This is a genomic window from Geothrix terrae, assembly GCF_022808775.1.
GTDB classification, from domain to species: Bacteria; Acidobacteriota; Holophagae; order Holophagales; family Holophagaceae; genus Geothrix; species Geothrix terrae.
In genome coordinates this window covers 43,449-60,019 of the sequence record NZ_JAKZLA010000006.1, presented here as the reverse complement: position 1 = coordinate 60,019, position 16,571 = coordinate 43,449, and the positions used below count along the sequence as shown (strand labels likewise).

The 16,571-nt window shown below is 69.4% G+C and carries 18 protein-coding genes; 5 read left to right on the top strand and 13 right to left on the bottom strand.

Features of this window, described 5'->3' with window-relative positions; genetic code table 11:
* Both MLE42_RS11960 and MLE42_RS11955 read right to left on the bottom strand, forming a co-directional pair.
* Positions 1 to 1,164, bottom strand: a complete 1,164-nt coding sequence (locus MLE42_RS11960) for a S41 family peptidase (protein WP_243288116.1) — start codon at positions 1,162 to 1,164, stop codon at positions 1 to 3.
* Positions 1,165 to 1,247: 83 nt separating this feature from the next.
* A complete protein-coding gene (locus tag MLE42_RS11955) occupies positions 1,248 to 2,345 on the bottom strand; it encodes a D-alanine--D-alanine ligase family protein (protein WP_243288115.1) in 1,098 nt (365 codons plus the stop codon).
* 140 nt (positions 2,346 to 2,485) lie between these two features.
* On the opposite strand from MLE42_RS11955, the gene MLE42_RS11950 reads away from it, so the two are divergent.
* From MLE42_RS11950 to coaD, 3 genes are all read left to right on the top strand, one after another.
* Complete coding sequence (locus MLE42_RS11950; protein WP_243288114.1) at positions 2,486 to 3,724, top strand: DUF438 domain-containing protein; 1,239 nt, start codon at positions 2,486 to 2,488, stop codon at positions 3,722 to 3,724.
* An 8-nt stretch (positions 3,725 to 3,732) separates the two neighbouring features.
* Complete coding sequence (locus MLE42_RS11945; protein ID WP_243288113.1) at positions 3,733 to 4,242, top strand: DUF1858 domain-containing protein; 510 nt, start codon at positions 3,733 to 3,735, stop codon at positions 4,240 to 4,242.
* A gap of 73 nt (positions 4,243 to 4,315) precedes the next feature.
* Positions 4,316 to 4,798, top strand: a complete 483-nt coding sequence (gene coaD / locus MLE42_RS11940; RefSeq protein WP_243288112.1) for a pantetheine-phosphate adenylyltransferase — start codon at positions 4,316 to 4,318, stop codon at positions 4,796 to 4,798.
* 25 nt (positions 4,799 to 4,823) lie between these two features.
* Here the strand turns inward: coaD and MLE42_RS11935 are convergent, their stop codons facing one another.
* The 5 genes from MLE42_RS11935 to MLE42_RS11915 form a co-directional block, all read right to left on the bottom strand.
* Complete coding sequence (locus tag MLE42_RS11935; RefSeq protein WP_243288111.1) at positions 4,824 to 5,192, bottom strand: pyridoxamine 5'-phosphate oxidase family protein; 369 nt, start codon at positions 5,190 to 5,192, stop codon at positions 4,824 to 4,826.
* Between the two features lie 88 nt (positions 5,193 to 5,280).
* Positions 5,281 to 6,603 (bottom strand): S8 family serine peptidase, encoded by a 1,323-nt coding sequence (locus MLE42_RS11930; RefSeq protein ID WP_243288110.1) that lies wholly within the window; start codon positions 6,601 to 6,603, stop codon positions 5,281 to 5,283.
* 187 nt (positions 6,604 to 6,790) lie between these two features.
* Entirely contained in the window at positions 6,791 to 8,875 is a 2,085-nt protein-coding gene (gene recG / locus MLE42_RS11925) for an ATP-dependent DNA helicase RecG (RefSeq protein WP_243288109.1), read from the bottom strand.
* A 10-nt stretch (positions 8,876 to 8,885) separates the two neighbouring features.
* Positions 8,886 to 9,596 carry a hypothetical protein gene (locus MLE42_RS11920; RefSeq protein ID WP_243288108.1) on the bottom strand — a complete coding sequence of 237 codons (711 nt, stop codon included), beginning with the start codon at positions 9,594 to 9,596 and terminating at the stop codon, positions 8,886 to 8,888.
* An 82-nt stretch (positions 9,597 to 9,678) separates the two neighbouring features.
* A complete protein-coding gene (locus MLE42_RS11915) occupies positions 9,679 to 10,893 on the bottom strand; it encodes a trans-sulfuration enzyme family protein (protein WP_243288107.1) in 1,215 nt (404 codons plus the stop codon).
* A gap of 77 nt (positions 10,894 to 10,970) precedes the next feature.
* On the opposite strand from MLE42_RS11915, the gene MLE42_RS11910 reads away from it, so the two are divergent.
* The gene (locus MLE42_RS11910; protein WP_243288106.1) at positions 10,971 to 11,435 is read left to right on the top strand and encodes an Lrp/AsnC family transcriptional regulator; all 465 of its coding nucleotides are present in this window, start codon (positions 10,971 to 10,973) and stop codon (positions 11,433 to 11,435) included.
* On the opposite strand, the gene MLE42_RS11905 is transcribed toward MLE42_RS11910, so the two are convergent.
* Positions 11,423 to 11,770 (bottom strand): winged helix-turn-helix transcriptional regulator, encoded by a 348-nt coding sequence (locus MLE42_RS11905; RefSeq protein ID WP_243288105.1) that lies wholly within the window; start codon positions 11,768 to 11,770, stop codon positions 11,423 to 11,425. The genes MLE42_RS11910 and MLE42_RS11905 overlap by 13 nt on opposite strands.
* A gap of 214 nt (positions 11,771 to 11,984) precedes the next feature.
* On the opposite strand from MLE42_RS11905, the gene MLE42_RS11900 reads away from it, so the two are divergent.
* Entirely contained in the window at positions 11,985 to 13,055 is a 1,071-nt protein-coding gene (locus tag MLE42_RS11900; RefSeq protein ID WP_243288104.1) for a DUF3187 family protein, read from the top strand.
* A gap of 21 nt (positions 13,056 to 13,076) precedes the next feature.
* Here the strand turns inward: MLE42_RS11900 and MLE42_RS11895 are convergent, their stop codons facing one another.
* The 5 genes from MLE42_RS11895 to MLE42_RS11875 are packed head-to-tail and all read right to left on the bottom strand — an operon-like array spanning position 13,077 to position 16,545.
* On the bottom strand, positions 13,077 to 13,682 hold the full coding sequence (locus MLE42_RS11895) for a TMEM175 family protein (RefSeq protein WP_243288103.1): 606 nt from the start codon (positions 13,680 to 13,682) through the stop codon (positions 13,077 to 13,079).
* A 46-nt stretch (positions 13,683 to 13,728) separates the two neighbouring features.
* Entirely contained in the window at positions 13,729 to 14,271 is a 543-nt protein-coding gene (locus MLE42_RS11890; RefSeq protein ID WP_243288102.1) for a DUF1697 domain-containing protein, read from the bottom strand.
* A complete protein-coding gene (locus tag MLE42_RS11885) occupies positions 14,268 to 15,572 on the bottom strand; it encodes a hypothetical protein (RefSeq protein ID WP_243288101.1) in 1,305 nt (434 codons plus the stop codon). Before MLE42_RS11885 ends, MLE42_RS11890 begins: the two co-directional genes overlap by 4 nt.
* A complete protein-coding gene (locus MLE42_RS11880; protein ID WP_243288100.1) occupies positions 15,569 to 16,192 on the bottom strand; it encodes a hypothetical protein in 624 nt (207 codons plus the stop codon). Before MLE42_RS11880 ends, MLE42_RS11885 begins: the two co-directional genes overlap by 4 nt.
* Positions 16,192 to 16,545: a hypothetical protein gene (locus MLE42_RS11875; protein WP_243288099.1), complete on the bottom strand. Its 354-nt coding sequence runs from the start codon at positions 16,543 to 16,545 to the stop codon at positions 16,192 to 16,194. Before MLE42_RS11875 ends, MLE42_RS11880 begins: the two co-directional genes overlap by 1 nt.
* Positions 16,546 to 16,571 lie beyond the last annotated feature (26 nt).

The following is a 16,571-nucleotide window of genomic DNA, read 5'->3' as shown; positions in this document are numbered from 1 at the left end:
CTAGGCGGCCTTCGTCGGCGTGGGTGTGGCGGGCGCCGGCGCCTCGAGGGCAGCCAGCACCTTGGCCAGGGCGTCATCGGCATCCGTGAGCTTCAGCACCTGGTCCGGGGCCACGCCCTGGCGATCGAGTTTCTCGCCGCCCAGGCCCACCCAGCGGCGGGACACCAGCTCCACCGCCCCGCCCTGCTTCAGGAGGAAGCGGCTGCGTTCCACGCCCAGGCCCGGGGTCTTCTCCCCGAAGGTCCGCGCGCCGCCCTTCTTCAGGCAGGAGGCCAGCACTTCGGGAAGGCCCAGGGTGGAGCGTCCCACCAGCAGCGACAGGCGGGCGAAGGGAGCGCCCGTTCCGGCCAGCGGCACCTCCTGGTCGGGCTTGCCCGCTTCCTGGACGGTGCCGAGGGGACCTTTGGCGCCCAGGAGACCCGCCACGGCGGCGGCCTCATCGGGCGTGCCCTTCACGCACTGCCTCAGATCCAGCACCAGCGTCTGCTTCCGGTCCACCGGCGCCAGCAGCTTCTTGAGCTCCTCGGCCCGGCCGGGATTCAGGTCTGGCAGGGACACCATCAGGGCGCCGGCCCCCTGCTTGAGGGTCACCGGCGCCTTGGGCAACCGCTGCATCTGCAGGGTGGTCTTGGTCAGGTCGCCGGTGGCGTTGTAGCGGTAGAGGTCCACGGCCGTGCCTTCGGTCCCCCGAAGGCGGCGCTCCAGGGTCCAGGCGCTGAGCCGGCCCACCGAATCGCCATCCACTTTGCGGATGACATCGCCGGGCTGGATGCCGGCCTTGGCGGCCGGGCCGCCGGGCGTCACCGCCAGCACCGTGGCGTAGATGCCCCGCTTCACGACCACCAGGCCCGCCTCAGCCGGGCCTGGATCCGGCAACCGCAGGTCGTCGGCGGACAGGTAGGCGTTCAGGGGGTGCGAACGTTCGAGCACGGCCTGGATGCCGCCGGAGACGACCTTCTCCATGTCGGGCGGATCGACGTAGTTCTGTTGCACCAGGGACAGGACGTCCTGGATGTCGGACAGGCCCGCCAGGGGGTCCTGGGGCGGAGCCTTGACTCCCGGCTTGGGCTGGGGACGGGATGGCTCGCCCCGCTGGATCACCGGCAGGGTGAAGACCGCGACGAGGGGGAAGGAGAACACCGAGAGCCAGGTACGGGCGTGCATGGGGACAGTCTACGTGGAAATGGGCCGTCCACTGTCAGCTATCCGCGGCCCGCGGAAACCCGGCTCCACCCACCCGGCCGAGCCTAGCCCTGCGAGCCCCGGAACCAGTCGCTGCCCGACCGGAAGCCCCTCTGCTTGGTGGCGGTCTGGGCGTGGCGGGCCAGGGCCAGGTTGATGAGGCGGGTGAGCAGCTCGGCGTAGGGCACGCCGCTGACGGCCATCATCTTGGGATACATGGAGATGCTGGTGAATCCGGGGATGAAGTTCAGCTCGTTCAGGAACACCCGCCCCGTGAGCCGCTCCAGGAAGAAGTCCACCCGGGCCATGCCGTAGCCGTCGGAGGCCGCGAAGGCCTTGGCCGCCAGCTTCCGCACCAGATCCGCCAGCTCCTCGGGGATGTTGGCCGGGATCTCCGTGCGGCTCTTGCCGTGGAGGTACTTGTCCTCGAAGGTGTAGAACTCGTCGGCCACGATGACCTCCCCCGGCTGGGACACCAGGGGCTCGTCGCCGCCGAGCACCGCCACCTCGATCTCCCGGACATCCAGGCCCTGCTCCACCAGCACCCGCCGGTCGAAGGTGAAGGCCCGGTCCAGGGCCGCGGGCAGGTCTTCGGCGCGCTTCACCTTCTCCACGCCGATGCTGCTGCCGAGGTTCGCGGGCTTGACGAAGAGGGGCAGCCCCAGCTTGGCGCATTCCGCCAGGCAGGCCGGCTGCTCCCGCCGCCACCGTTCCTCGGTCAGGCCGACGTAGGGCACGACAGGAAGGCCTTCGGACTCCCACAGGCGCTTGGTGATCCACTTGTCCATGCCTGCGGCCATGGCCAGCAGGCCGGCCCCGGTGTAGGGGCGGTGCAGCAGCTCCAGGTAGCCCTGGATCTGGCCATCCTCACCACCAGCGCCGTGCAGGGCGTTGAAGAAGAGGTCCGGAAGGGGCGTGGCCTCGGCGCCCCTCTCCAGGGGCAGGAAGGGATGGCTGCTGCGCTCCGGAAGCTCCCCGGCCGCCAGGCGCGTGAAGGGGTCGCCGGTCACCACCCACACGCCGTTCCGGGCGATGCCCATGGGCCGCACCTCGAACCGCTCGGGGTCCAGGTGCTCCGCGATGGCCCGGGCCGTGACGATGGAGACTTCGTGCTCGGGGGATTCCCCGCCGAAAAGGAGGCCGACGCTCAGTTTCTCGCTCATGCCCCTACTCTAGCACTCGCCCCTGGCGGGCTCTTCGGGGATGAAACCCAGGTGGGGTGCGACGAAGGTCACATTTAAGAATTGTTGATCATTTTTATCTGATACTCATGTTCCCGGGGATGCCCCCACGGAAAGTCACCATGAGCGAACTCCTCAACAACCGGGAACACCGGATCGCCACCCTCAAGGAGATCATCCTGCACCTCCATCGGGGTGAGGCCCCCGAGGAGGTGCGGGGACGGTTGGCCCACCTCGTGGGCGAGGTGGATGCCAGCGAGATCACGGCCATGGAGCAGTCCCTCATGGCCGACGGCATGAGCCCCGAGGAGGTGAAGTCCATGTGCGACCTCCACGCGGAGGTGCTCCAGGACACCGTGGTCCAGCCCAAGGCCATGGAGCTGCCCGCAGGGCATCCCGTGGACACCTTCCGCCGGGAGAACCGGGCACTGGAAGCCGCCATTGGCACGGCCCGGCAGCAGGTCGCCGCCCTGGAATCCGTGGCGGATCAAGCCTACCCCACTGATGAGCGACTGGCCGTGCTGGGGGCCTTCAACGCCCTCATGGACGTGGACAAGCACTACCAGCGCAAGGAGCATCTGGTGTTCTCCATCCTGGAGCGCCACGGCAACACGGGACCCTCCAAGGTCATGTGGGCCAAGGACGATGAGGTGCGCGAGCTGCTCAAGGGGGCCATCGAGGTGCTGCGGGAGGAGAGCCTCAGCGGCGCCGAGCTGAAGATCCTCGTCCCGACGGTGCTGCGCCCGGCCCTGGCCGCCCTGGAGTCCATGGTCTACAAGGAGGAGACCATCCTCCTGCCCATGTGCCTGGGCCTGTTCACCGAAGAGGAGTGGGGCGAGGTCTGGCGGGACAGCCCACGCTACGGCTGGTGCCTGGTGGAGCCTGCCGCGGGCTACACGCCGCCGGCGGCCACCCTGCCCGAGGATCCCATCCGCCTGCCCAATGCCTCGGCCGTGGCCTTCCCCAGCGGAGCCCTCAGCGTCCAGCAGCTCATCGGCATCTTCTCCTCGCTACCCGTGGATATCACCTTCGTGGACGCGGACGACCGCGTGGCCTTCTTCAGCGAGGGGCCCGACCGGGTCTTCGCCCGCAGCCGCACCATCCTGGGCCGGGAGGTGAAGCACTGCCACCCGCCCAAGAGCGTGGACGTGGTGGAGCGCATCCTCAACGACTTCAAGACCGGCCGCCAGACCGTGGCGGAGTTCTGGATCCAGATGCAGGGGAAGTTCGTCCACATCCGCTACTTCGCCGTGCGCGACGAGGCTGGGGCCTACCTGGGCACCCTGGAAGTCACTCAGGACCTCACCCGCCTCCGCGCCCTTGAGGGCGACCGACGCCTGCTCCATTACGACGAAGCCTGAGGCATCCCATGGCCATCACCCCCGAAACCAAGATCGGCGACTTCCTGGCGGCCCACCCGGACCAGCAGGAGGCCCTCATCGCCCGCGTCCCCGAGTTCGCCAGACTCCGCAATCCCGTCCTCCGCCGCACGGTGGCGAAGCTGGCCACGGTGGAGCACGCGGCCCGCATGGCCGGACTCCCCACGGCGGAGCTGGTGCGCTTCCTACGGGAGCTAGCCGGCGAGGCCGCCGGCTCCGTGGCGGAGGGAACGGCCCCGGTGGAGGATCTCCGCCCCGACTGGGCGCGCTCCAGCACCGTGCGCTCCACCCTGGACGCGGATGCCCTTATGGCAGCGGGCGAGCATCCCCTGGCCCGCGTCCGACGGGCTCTGCTGACCCTAGCCTCCGGCGAGGCTATGCAGCTCCTGAGCCCCTTCCGCCCCGAGCCCCTGCTGGACCAGTTCCGCCAAGAAGGCACACCCTGCTGGTGCGAGGCCGAGGGGACGGGCCGCTTCCGGACTTGGATCCTCAAGCCATGAGAATCGGGATCACCTTTGACGCGGGATGCGACGAGGTTGCGCTAGGCTGATTCCCCATCCTGACGGAGCGCCCGTGCGGTCGGCCATTTATCCAGGCTCTTTCGATCCCGTGACCCTTGGCCACTGGGACCTCATTCAGCGGGCCGCGAAGCTCGTGGATCGCCTCGTGGTGGCCGTCCTCCACAACCCGGCGAAGTCCCCCGCCTTCAGCGTGGACGAGCGCGTGGCCATGCTGAGAGAGCTGACGGCCGCCCTGCCCCAGGTGGAGGTGACCACCTTCCACGGCCTGCTGGTGGACTTCGCCAAGGCCCAGAACGCCCAGTTCATCATTCGGGGCGTGCGGGCCTTCAGCGACTTCGAATACGAGTTCCAGATGGCCCTCATGAACCGCAAGCTGGCCCCGGAGCTGGAGACGGTTTTCCTCATGCCCAAGGAGAAGTACAGCGCCGTCAGCAGCCGCTTCGTCCGCGAGATCGGCGGCATGGGCGGCAACCTGGCGGACCTGGTGCCCGAGGTGCTGCGCAGCCGCATCGCGGACCGGCTGATGAACCGGTAGGCTCCCCGGGGAGGGTTGGGCTCTCTTAGCCCAGGATCCGCTCGACCTTCGCCACGCGCATCACGACCACACCGCGGCACCAGGGGTACTTGGCCTTCATGCGCTCGTGGAGCGCTTGGCCCGACTGCACCTCCGCCGTCCCCGAGAGGCGGAACCCGACCGCCGGGCCCGCGGCGCTCCGCTGCCGGCCGATGATCATCTGGAAGGAGGGATCCCTGGCGAGGTTCGCCTCGGTCACCCGGTAGCCTCCTGCGGGAAACACCAGGGTCGTGGCATCGACCGCCTCGAGATAGCTCTGCCAGGTCGCCACCAGGTGCGGCCCCTCGGGCCCCTTCGTCACGAAGGTCGCGGACCCTTCTGCTTCGAGCACGGCAAGAACGGTTGCATCGAGCATCATCGGCCTCCCACCCCACGGTAGCACCCAGGCGCAGCCGGGGCCGGACAGGGCCGGCCCCGGGGGAGGGTCCATCAGCCTTCAGGTCTCAGCGCAGGGCTTCCAGGGCGTTCACGCGGCCCCGGCCCGAGTAGGGATCGACTCCGGGCTTGAGGATGTCGTCGGCGCGCTGCTCGATCCTCCGCTTCAGCTCGGCGGGCGTCATCTTGCCGTACCTGCCCACGATCAAGGCCGCCACGCCGGAGACATGCGGCGCCGCCATGGAGGTCCCGGCCGCGAAGAAGTACTGCCAAGCACCCCCGCTGGTGCGGCCTGCGGGGCTGATCACCATGTCGAAGGGGTAGCCCGCTGTGGAGGCGAAGTCGCCACCGGGAGCGGCCACATTGACGACCGAAACCCCGTAGTTGGTGTACGAGGCGGCCCGGTCGAAGTCGGCCAGCCCGTACGGCCCGGTGGCCGATACGGCCATGCCGTTGCCCGACTGGGCCGGGATCGCCCAGAGCCGGCTGTCGAGGTTCACGCCTTCGTTGCCCGCGGAGGCCACGCAGAGGGTGCCGGCCGCCGTGGCGTAGGTGATGGCCCGGTTGAGGGCCGCGATCAGCGGGCCGGACCCGCTGCCGCCCGCATTGATGCGGTCGAAGGTGGCCCCCAGGCTCATGTTGATCACGTCGGCCCGGACTTCGGGCCCCGCGGCGTAGAGGATGCCGGAGATGATCCACGAGAAGGACCCGCTCCCCGTGTCGCTGCGCAGCACCTTGACGGCGACGATCTCGGCCTTGGGGGCCACGCCCTGGATGCCGCGGTCGTTGATCGGCGCGGCGATGATCCCGGCGACATGGGTGCCATGGTTGAAGCCGTACACGATGGGGTCAATGTTGGGCTCGGCGGGGACGAAGGACCGGCTCAGCGCCAGGTTGACGTTGGGCCCGATGTCGGGATGCCCGCTCCAGATGCCCGCGTCGAGGACGGCCACCCGCGCCCGCGTCAGGCCCCAGCCCTGGTCGCCGTTGAGCGCCGTCTGGTCCGCGTGGATCTGGCGGATGTTCCACTGGTAGCTCCAGTAGGGTTCGCTGTTGAGCCCATTCGCCTGGAGGTCGGAGTCCTGCGCCGCCGTGGCGTGCACGTCGGGAAGCCACGGCACCTCGAGGTCTTCGGCGGCCTGCTGCACCCGGGCATCGGCGGTCACCTGCGCCAGGAAGGCTGGGTTGGCGGATGTCGCCAGCACCACACCGATGTCGGGTAGGCGACCCGTGATGGCGCCACCGGCCGAGGCCACCAGATCGTCCAGGTTGGTGCTGCCGCGGCCCTGCCCCCGGGCCAGGATCAGGTAGGCGCGCGGAGCGTCCGCGGCCAGGGCGACGCCCCCGGCCAGGGCGAGGGTCAAGAAGAGACCGGTGGGAAGGGACTTCATGGTCCATCTCCTTCTAGGACTGCCGGAATGCCGGCAGCAGGTTTGCATCGAGAAACCTTCATCAAGAAAAAACAACGATACGATTTTGATAACATGGTCATTTACAAAGACCATGTCAACAAACCCGTGGATCCACTGAAAGAGCGGCGACGTTCAGTTCATCGGCGCCTGTGCTCCGGTCCGGGGGTCAGCTCACCTCGGCCAGCCTCAGCCGCACCTGCTCGCGTTGCAGCCAGGCGGCTTGGGCCTCGCTGAGGCCGTGCGCCAGTGCCCGGTCCGCGGCTTCCCGGCAGCGGGCCAGGAGCCGGCGGTCGCGCACCAGATCCGCCACCTGGAACTGGGGCAGCCCCGCCTGCCTCACGCCGAAGAATTCCCCGGGACCGCGCAGCTCCAGGTCGCGCTGGGCGATGCGGAAGCCGTCCTGGGTCTCCACCAGCGTCTGGAGGCGCTCAGTCTCCGAGCCGCTGATCATGAGGAAGTGGCTGCGGTGCGCCCCCCGGCCCACGCGACCCCGCAGCTGATGGAGCTGGCTGAGGCCGAAGCGCTCGGCGTGGTCCACCACCATCACCGTGGCATTGGGCACGTCCACCCCCACCTCGATGACGGTGGTGGCCAGCAGGATCTTGGCCTCGCCGGAGGCGAACCGCGCCATCCGGGCCGCCATCTCGTCAGCCCGCACGCGGCCGTGAACCACCTCGAGCTCCACCTCCGGGAAGATGCCCCGCAGCAGGGCCTCCATGGCCTGGATGTCGCGGAGCTGCACCTTCCCTTCGTCGGAGGGGTCGATGCTGGGGCTCACCACGAAGGCCTGGCGGCCCTCGGCCAGCTCACGCCGCACCTGCTCCCAGGCCCGCTCCGCGGACTCGGGCTTGTGCAGCTTCGTGGTGATGGGCTGCCGGCCCGGTGGCAGCTCGTCCAGCACGCTCTGGTCCAAGTCGCCGAAGATCGCCAGGGCCAGGGAGCGCGGGATGGGCGTGGCGCTCATGACCAGCCAGTGGGGATCGCCCCCCTTCTCCTTCAGCGCCTCGCGCTGCTTCACGCCGAAGCGGTGCTGCTCGTCCACCACCACCAGCTGCAGCCTGTGGAAGGCCACGGCCTCCTGGAAGAGGGCGTGGGTGCCCACCACATACCGGGCCTCGCCACTGGCGATGCGGGCGAGGGCCGCGCGCTTCTCCGCGGCTTTCATGCCGCCCAGCAGGAGCTGGAGGCTGTCGGCGCGATCCCCCAGGTAGCGCCGGAAGCTGGCCGCGTGCTGACGCGCGAGCACCTCCGTGGGCACCAGCAGCGCCCCCTGCCCGCCCGTCTCGGCGACCATGGCCATGGAGAGCAGGGCGACCAGCGTCTTGCCGCTGCCCACGTCGCCCTGGAGCAGGCGGTTCATGACGCGGCCCGAGGTGAGGTCGTCCACGATGTCCTTGAAGGCCCGCCGCTGCGCCCCCGTGAGGTGGAAGGGCAGGAAGGACCTCAGCCGCTCGCGGAGTTCCGGTGAGGTGGGCACCACCAGGCCGCGGCGCTTCAGGCGGCCGGCGCGGCGCAGGGCCACACCCAGGGAGAAGGCGAACAGCTCCTCCGCCGCCAGGCGTTCGTGGGCTGGCGATTGGCCCTTCTCCAGCAGGGCGGGATCGCTGCCGTCCGGGGGATCGTGCAGCAGCCGGAACGCCGTCATGGCGTCCGGCAGATCCTTCGCCAGCTCCAGAGGGAGCCACTCCTCCGCCGCATGGGCCCGGCCCAGGGCCTCCTGCACCAGCCTCTGCCGCGCCCGGCCCGGCAGGGGTCCCAGCTTGCGGTAGAGGGGCAGGAAGCGCCGGACCCAGGCGAGATCCTCGCCCCGGCCCATGACCTCGAACTGAGGCGCGCGCATCTCCAGGCCCTGGCGGCCCACCGAGAGAGGGCCGAAGGCCAGCAGGCGGTCGCCCACCTTCAGCGATCGGCCCAGGTAGGGCTGGTTGAACCAGATGAGGCGCAGGGTGCCGGTGCCATCCTCCAGCAGGGCCTCGGTGAGGGCCATCCGCTGCACGCGCGTGGTGCTCTGGCGCAGGCCCCGCAAGGTGCCCAGGACGGTCACGATCCCCGAATCCACCGGCTCGAAGCCCCTCAGGTCCAGGCTGCCCAGGGTCCGCAGGCTGCCCCGGTCCACATAGCGGTAGGGCAGGCTCCACAGCAGGTCCCGCAGGGTGTCGACGCCCGCCTCCTGCAGCGCCGCCGCGCGCGCCGGGCCCAGGCCCCGGAGGACCGTGACCTTGGTGGATAGGGGCAGGGGCGCGAGCGTCATGGCGGCTGTTTCAGCCTAGCCGCGCCTCTATGGACTCCACCATCTTGGCGACGTAGCGGTCTCCGTACCAGGCCCCGTGGCGGGGATCCTCCAGCTTCCGGAGACCAGCCATCAGGGCCGGCAGATCCAGGATCCCGCGGTCCACGAGGCCCCGGATCTGGGTCCGGGTCCGGCCGGGGCCGGCGACGGGATGGTCCTCTGCGAGCCGCGCCAGGGCCCGGGCCATCCAGGGGAGGGCCGGGATGCCGCAGCCGGCGAGCGCCCGCCAGCCCCCTTCCAGGAACGCATCCCAGAGGCCCCGGGCCTGGGCCAGCGTCTCCTCCTCGAGCAGGACCCGCCCGGCGAACAGGCCAGGCAGGGCGGCCGGCGCGGTCTGGGACACGCCCCGGTCCAGGGGGACCAGATCGGCGAGGGTGCCCTCGGGCAGCCCTGCCAGCACCCACAGCAGGCAGGCCTGCTCCCAGGGGTCCGGACCGAACCAGAGGACGGGCTCAGCGGTGCCGCCCAGGTCGTCCAGGACCAGCTTTGGCGGGGCCTCATCCCCGGGCAGGTCCCACCAGGCGGCCCTCAATCCAGGCAACCGGGAGACTTCGGAGGTCCAGGGACCCACCGCGGGGGAATCCCGGCAGACGCGCACGATGCCAGGCAGGCCGGACCGCCGATGCACCGCGGCTGCGGCATCGCCGCAGTGGAGGTGGATCAGGCTGTCACGTGAAGCCATGGGCCTCTCCGACATGGAGACACCCAAGCATACGACCCGGGTCAATCGATCTGCCGACCCGATCTCGGACGAACCGAAGCCTTCAGCGGGCAGTACCGACAGCCTGCTTCGCCATGGCCTTGGCCAGGGCCTGCTCCAAGTCGGCCCACAGATCCTCGGGGCTCTCCAGACCCACGGAGAGGCGCATGAGGGACTGGGACACGCCGCTGTGCTCGCGCGCCGCAGGATCCACCACGCGGTGGGTGAGGGCCGCCGGGTGCTGGATGAGCGTATCCACGCTGCCGAGGGATACGGCGGCCGTCATGAGCTTCACCTCGGCCATGACCACGGAGGCGGCCTCGAAGCCCCCCTTCAGCTCGAAGGCCATGAGGGAACCGGGACCCTTCATCTGGCGGCCGAGCAGGCCCTTGGGATCCTGGCCGGGAAGGCCCGGGAAGTGGACGGCGGAGACGGCGGGATGCCTGGCCAGGCGCTCGGCGATCACCTGGGCGCCCGCCTGCTGCGCGCGCACGCGCAGGGGCAGCGTGGGCAGGCCGCGGTGCAGCAAGTAGGCCGCCAGGGGGTGCAGCACGTTGCCGGTGATGACGCGGACCTTGCGCAGCTCCGTGGCCCAGTCGTTGTTGGTGGCCACGATGCCCGCCAGCACGTCGCCGTGCCCGCCCAGGAACTTGGTGGCGCTGTGGAGGACCAGGGTCACGCCCTGCTTGATGGGGTTCTGGAGGATGGGGGTGGCGAACGTGTTGTCCACCAGCACGGGGACCTTGCCCGCCTGGCGCACCACGTCGTCCAGGTCCACCATCGCCAGGGTCGGGTTGGCGGGCGTCTCCACGATGACCATGGCCGTGTCGGGGCGAATGGCGGCAGCGATGCCGTCGGCCGCGGCCCAGGTCACCTCGAGGCCCAACATCCCGGAGGCCAGCAGGTGATCCGTGCCGCCGTAGAGGGGGCGCACGGCCACCACATGCCCGCCGCGCTGCTTCGCCGCCATGAGGCAGGCGGTCACCGCCGCCATGCCCGAACCGAACGCCACCGCCTCCTCGGCGCCCTCCATCTGAGCCAGGGCCTGCTCGTAGCGGGCGGTGGTCGGATTGTAGAGGCGGGAATAGACGGGGCTCCCGATGGGCAGGCCGCCCATGGCCATGGCCTCCAGGCTGCGGCCGCCCTCATCCAGGTCGTGCAGGGGATAGGTGCTGCTGAGATCGATGGGCAGGGCATGGACGCCTTGTTCGTGGAGCACCTCGCGGCCGGCGTGGACGGCCTGGGTCTCGATGGACAGGGCGGTGTTGGGCTTGGACATGGGGACACTCCTGTCCCCAATGTAGGTTTCATGAATTCGGCAATCCCCCGAATCTTTTTCGTGGAATGATGTCATTCATGGAACTTGACAGAATCGACTGCGCCATATTGGATCTTCTACAGAAGGATGCTCGGCTATCCAACAAGGAACTGGCCGCCGCCGTGGGTCTGGCGCCGTCTTCCTGTCTGGCGCGTGTGCAGCGCCTGCGTTCCGAGGGCGTGCTGAAGGGCGCCCATGCGGACGTGGACCCCGGAGCCCTGGGGGTGGGCCTCCAGGCCCTCATCGCGGTGCAGCTGCGCCAGCACAGCAGGGCCCAGGTGAAGGCCTTCTGGAAGCACGCCATGGGCCTGCCGGAGGTGCTTGCCGTCTTCCACGTGGCCGGCACCCATGACTTCCAGGTGCACGTGGCCGTGCGGGACGCCCACCACCTGCGCGATCTGGCCCTGGACGCCTTCACCACCCGGACCGAGGTGGCCCACATCCAGACCAGCCTCATCTTCGAGTGGGCCAAAGGCCAGGCGATGCCGAACTACCGGGCCTGATCCTCAGCGTCCGCGATCTGGGTTCCCCACTGGGTGACGGCCTCCACCACCTGGCGGAAGCCCTGTCCCTTGCAGGTGAGCTCGTACTCGACCCGCACGGGCGTGGTGGGCAGGACGCGGCGCACCAGCAGGCCCTGGCACTCCAGCTCTTTCAGCCGGGCGGAAAGGACCTTCTCGCCGATGCCCTGGACCCGCGTGGCCAGCTCATTGAACCGGAGGGGACCCTCCTGGAGGATCCACAGGATCTGGCCGGTCCAGGGCTTGCCCAGCAGGTCGATGGCCATGCGGAAGCAGCGGCAGCTGGGTGATTCGGAGAGGTTCATGAGGCGGTCCATGGGCCCGGGAGAGCTCGGGGGCACCACAAAACTATCCCAAAGAAAGCTGCTTGACAAGGGGAAGCCGTGATCTCAATATTGCTTTCATAGGGAAATAGGCTTCCCGAAAGAAAGCACAAACCGGACGACTCCGGCATCCAACCACCCATCGCCAGCGGCATCCCCGCGTGGCTGGGGAGGGTCATCGACCCGTCTTCACCAAGGAGCACCTCCCATGCGCGCCGTTCTCGCGCTGGCCCTCGGCCTGTCCCTCCAGGCCCAGGACGAGCCCTACCCCGAGATGGGCCCCCTGCCCACCCGGAACATGTTCACCCTGCTCCAGGCCCCCATGACCTACCAGCCCCAGGCCCCACGCCCCATCGGCGAGGGTCGCTGGCAGGTGACCCTCACCCATGTCCGGGCCAACGTCTTCGAGTTCTCCGACCTGATCAAGGACCACCCGCCCGCCTGGTTCCAGGGGCGCCACCGCATGGACCGGGCTTCCCTTGAGGCCCTGGCCGCCGAGTATCCCACCGCCCCCTTCGTCTTCTACTTCGACGAGGAGATTGCCCGGACCACCCTCCAGGTGCGGCGCGGCCTCACGGAACGCACGGATGTCTGGGCGGAGCTGCCGGTGGAACGCCATGGCGGGGGCGACCTGGACGCCCCCATCGAAGCCTTCCACAAGACCTTCGGCTTCGAGCAGTGGGGACGCACCGAAGTGGCCCGCAACCAGGCCGTGGTGGCCACCATCCGGTACGGACGCCTGGATTTCGTGCGGGAGGGCGCCCAGCCCACCCGCGTCCAGGATCCCCTGTTCGGCCTGGTCCACCTGATCCACCAGGACGCGTCCACGGGCCTGAGCGCCACCCTCACCGTGAAACCCCCGCTGGCCCGCACCTACAACTCGTTCAAGTCAGGCTGGGACGTCGAAGGCGGGCTCAGCGGCTGGTGGCAGCCCTCCGCCACCCAGGTGGTCTACGCGGGCGCCGCCTACACCCACCGGGGGCGCGGCAACGCCGCCTACAACCAGCTCGACTACACCTCCGACCTGGGGGCCCACCTGACCTGGCAGGGGCGCCGCAACAAGGTGATCCAGCCCTTCATCCAGCTCTACTTCCTGAGCGGCTTCAGCACACCCCAGCCCTTCGCCAAGCTGCACGACAACAGCCTCCAGCACGACCTGGGCTTCCATGCCTACCTGAACCGCCGGACCACCTTGACCTTCCGCTACGTGAACAACATCACCCACCACGAAAACACCGACGATGCCTCCTTCGCGCTGGGCGCCACCTACCGGTTCTGACCTGGATCCCCTCCCCTCCCGTCAGCGCCCGGAGCCGTCCTCCCCGGCGGCCTCGCGGGCCAGGATCTTCTCGATGCGCCGGTCCGGCACCAGCCAGATGAAGGCGACCACCCAGTAGAGGGCGAACCCGGCCCAGCGGCTGACGAAGGACAGGAGTATGGCAGCGGCATAGATCGCGATGGAGATCTTGCCCTTGAAGTCTCCGCCCACCGCGGCCTCCAGAAGCGACCCTCTTCCGTGGTGGTGGATGAGGCACTGGCTCAGCAAGTAATAGGCCAGGCCCGCCATGAGCAGGACGAACCCGTAGAGGGCCACGGGCCGGGCCGCGAAGTGGTTGGCACCCATCCAGGCCGTGACGAAGGGCACCAGGGAGAGCCAGAACAGCAGGTGCGTGTTGGCCCACAGGATCGGCCCGTTCACCTTCCTGGCCGTATGAAGCAGGTGGTGGTGGTTGTTCCAGTAGATGGCGATGTAGATAAAGCTCAGCGCATAGCCCACGAAGGTCGGCAGGAGCGGCTGGAGGGTCGAGAATGCGTCGCCACGGGGCGCCCTCAGCTCCAGCACCATGATCGTGATGATGATGGCCAGCACGCCGTCACTGAATGCTTCCAGCCGGTTCTTGCCCATGCGTGACCTCGGATCCGCGATTGTTCCATAGCCAGAGGCCGGGGGGTCAAGCCTTCAGGTGCTTTGCCGCCAGCCGCTTCAAGGTGCTGAAGCTGCGGATGGTGCCCCGCACGCCGAGGGCCCGCTCGATGACGGCATTGGAGAAGGTGGATTCGCTCTGCTTCACCTGACAGAGCCACCACACCTCGCGGCCGGTGGTTCGAAAGGCATCCACCGCCGTGGCGAGGGTCTGGAGCTTCGTTTCCTGGGCCTCCGTGAGCGGCGCGGCGAGAAAGGCCACGTTCAAGGCCTTGGCGGCGGACACTTCGGCCTCGCGGAAGGGACACCCCGCCACCAAGGCAGCCAATTCCGCTTCTCCTCGGAGAAGGACCGCCACCTCGTAACCCAGGGCTGCCTTCAAACCCGCTTCGATGCGTCTGGAAAGGACCGCCTCGGTCTCCCGGCCAGTTTCGAAGATGAGATTGCCACTGGCGATGAACGTTTCCACGTCCCGCAGACCGAAGTCCGCGAACAGCTCCCGCAGCCGTTCCATGGTGACCGTATGGCCACCGACATTGATGGCACGGAGGAAGGCAAAGGTTCGGCTCACGGCCGAGCTGCGGCCAGCGCCCGGTCCGCCAGCCGGCCCAGGTCCCCGCTGCCCTGGCTGTTGGCCAGGCTCTTGGCGAGCGCCACCAGCATGGCCTCGCCTGCGGGAGGCGGCAGCTCGGGCAGCAGGTCGGCGGCGGCCGCCACGGCCAACACCTGGTGGGCGTGGTTGAAGGTGGGGTCGTCCTGGGCTGCCGCCTCCGCCAGAGCAGCCAGGGCCGCCTCAGCCCGACCCGTCCGCGCCAGCCCACCGGCATGGGCCATGGCCAGGGCCGGCTCCACGTCCAGGATGGCCTCCGTCAGGGCCCCGGCATCCGGTTCCCCGATGTGGGCCGCCCGCACCCGCTCCTCGGGCTCGTCCGTGGGGAAGAGGTTCACCAGGGCCGCGGCCTGGCACCAGATTCGCGGATCCGCCGGCCGGGCCCGCGCCACCGCGGCCAGGTAGACGTAGGTCCAGGCGGTCTTGCCCTCCAGGTCGCGCCGGGCATCCAGCTGCTTCTCGGAAGCGGCCAGCACCAGGGCCGCCAGCGTGTCCCCGCTTCCCTGGCCCGCTTTCAGCCGAGCCGTGAACGGATCCAGGAGCGCCACCAGGCCCAGGTCGCAGATCTCGCGCACCTGGGATTCCCAGGCCGCCTCGCCGAGCGTGGCCGGGACCCAGGGCACGGACACCGCTGCATCCCCCAAACGCTTGGCGGCTCGGCGGGCCCAGAAGGTGTCCTCCGGCGTGGCCGCCACCCAGGCAGCCAAACCGAAGAGCCTCCGCCCGGTGGCCTTGGGCCGTTCCAGCCTCGCGTGCAGGTCGGCGAGATGGTCGCACACCACCGCCTTGTGCCCGACCGTGGCCATGTCCAGCTCGGTGAGCCCGCGAAGGCGCTGGAAGTCATCCTCTGCGGGAACGTCGAAACCCTGGGCCTCCGCGTAGGCCAGCCCGGGCCGGCGGGACTGGATGAAGGCCTCCAGGTTCCGCCACTGGCCGCTGCCCTTGGCGGCCGACACCTGCGCCAGGTTCTGGGGCGACCGGCGCCCTTCATGGGCGGCCATGTGCAGCTGCGTGGCCAGGGCGCGACGGAAACCCGCCTCGCTCAGCAGCGGTTGTAGCCGCAGCACCGCCCGCAGGCCGAGGATGCCGTGCGGCACGTGGGGCAGGTAGGCCTCCCAGTCGATGCGGGGGGCGAGGGCCTTCACTGCCTCACGCACCCCGTCGCGCACACCGTCCGGTTGGGCGAGCTGCGCCGCGAAGCTCCCGAAGAATTGTTCCGTCGGAGCCTCCAGCTCATGCTGCCAGCGGGGATCCACGGTCATGCGCCCTCCAGCGGCAGGTTCCAGGCGGCGGCCACGTGGCGGGCCCAGTGGTGGTTCCAGGCCCGCTTCCACACGAGGCTGCCTTCCTTCATGTCGGAGGCTTCGAGCCGCTGGCGCAGGTCGGCCTTCAGCGCCTCGGCCGCGGACCCCAGGGCCGCCTCGGCCAAGGCCAGCAGGACGGCGCGGGCATCGCGCTCCTGGTCATGATGGGCCAGGTAGCCGGCGGATTCCGGCGAGGGTGCGGCAGCCCGCAGACGCTGCCAGGCTTCGAAGGCAGCCTTCGCGGCGGGATCCCCCCTCAGAGGCTTCTTGACCTGATCCCAGCCCTTGCCCGCATCCAGCTCCGGGCCTGCGCGGACCACGGCTTCCCGCAGCTTCACGGCCTTGGCCACGTCGCGGTCGAGGTGCTTGAGGGCGACGAAGGTGCGCGGCTTCTCCCGCTTCTCGCGGCGGTCGAAGAATGCGTTGAGGGCGGACACCACCAAGTCCATGGGCACGCCATCGGCCTCCCAGGCCAGCACCTGGCGGTAGTCGTCGGTGCTGAGCAGGCCGGCGCGGCCCCAGGCCCGGAAGGCCCACTCGCGCTCCAGCCAGTCCTTCTCCTCGCGGGTATAGGGCATCAGGGCGCGGCCGGGGCTTCCTGCACCAGCACGGTGCCGTCCCTCAGCTGGAGGACGCCGTTCTGCCAGGACACCACTTCCTCGGGAACGATCTTGGCCTTGGCGAAGCCGCGCAGCCGGAAGGAGCCCGAGGCCAGGGAGCGGCCCTTTCGGTCCCAGATCTCCAGCTGCCAGAGCGTACCCTGGTGGCCTCCCACCTTGAGGAACACACCCTCCTTGGCCTCCGCGCACCACATAGCCTCGGAGGAGACCGAGGCGGGGCGGGCGGGAACGCCACGGCAGGCCATCAGGCCCACCACCAGGGCGGAAGCCAGCAGGGTTGTCGTCGCCAGGATCTTCAGAGCTCGCGCCATGCCGACATTCTACCGCCACCCCGCTA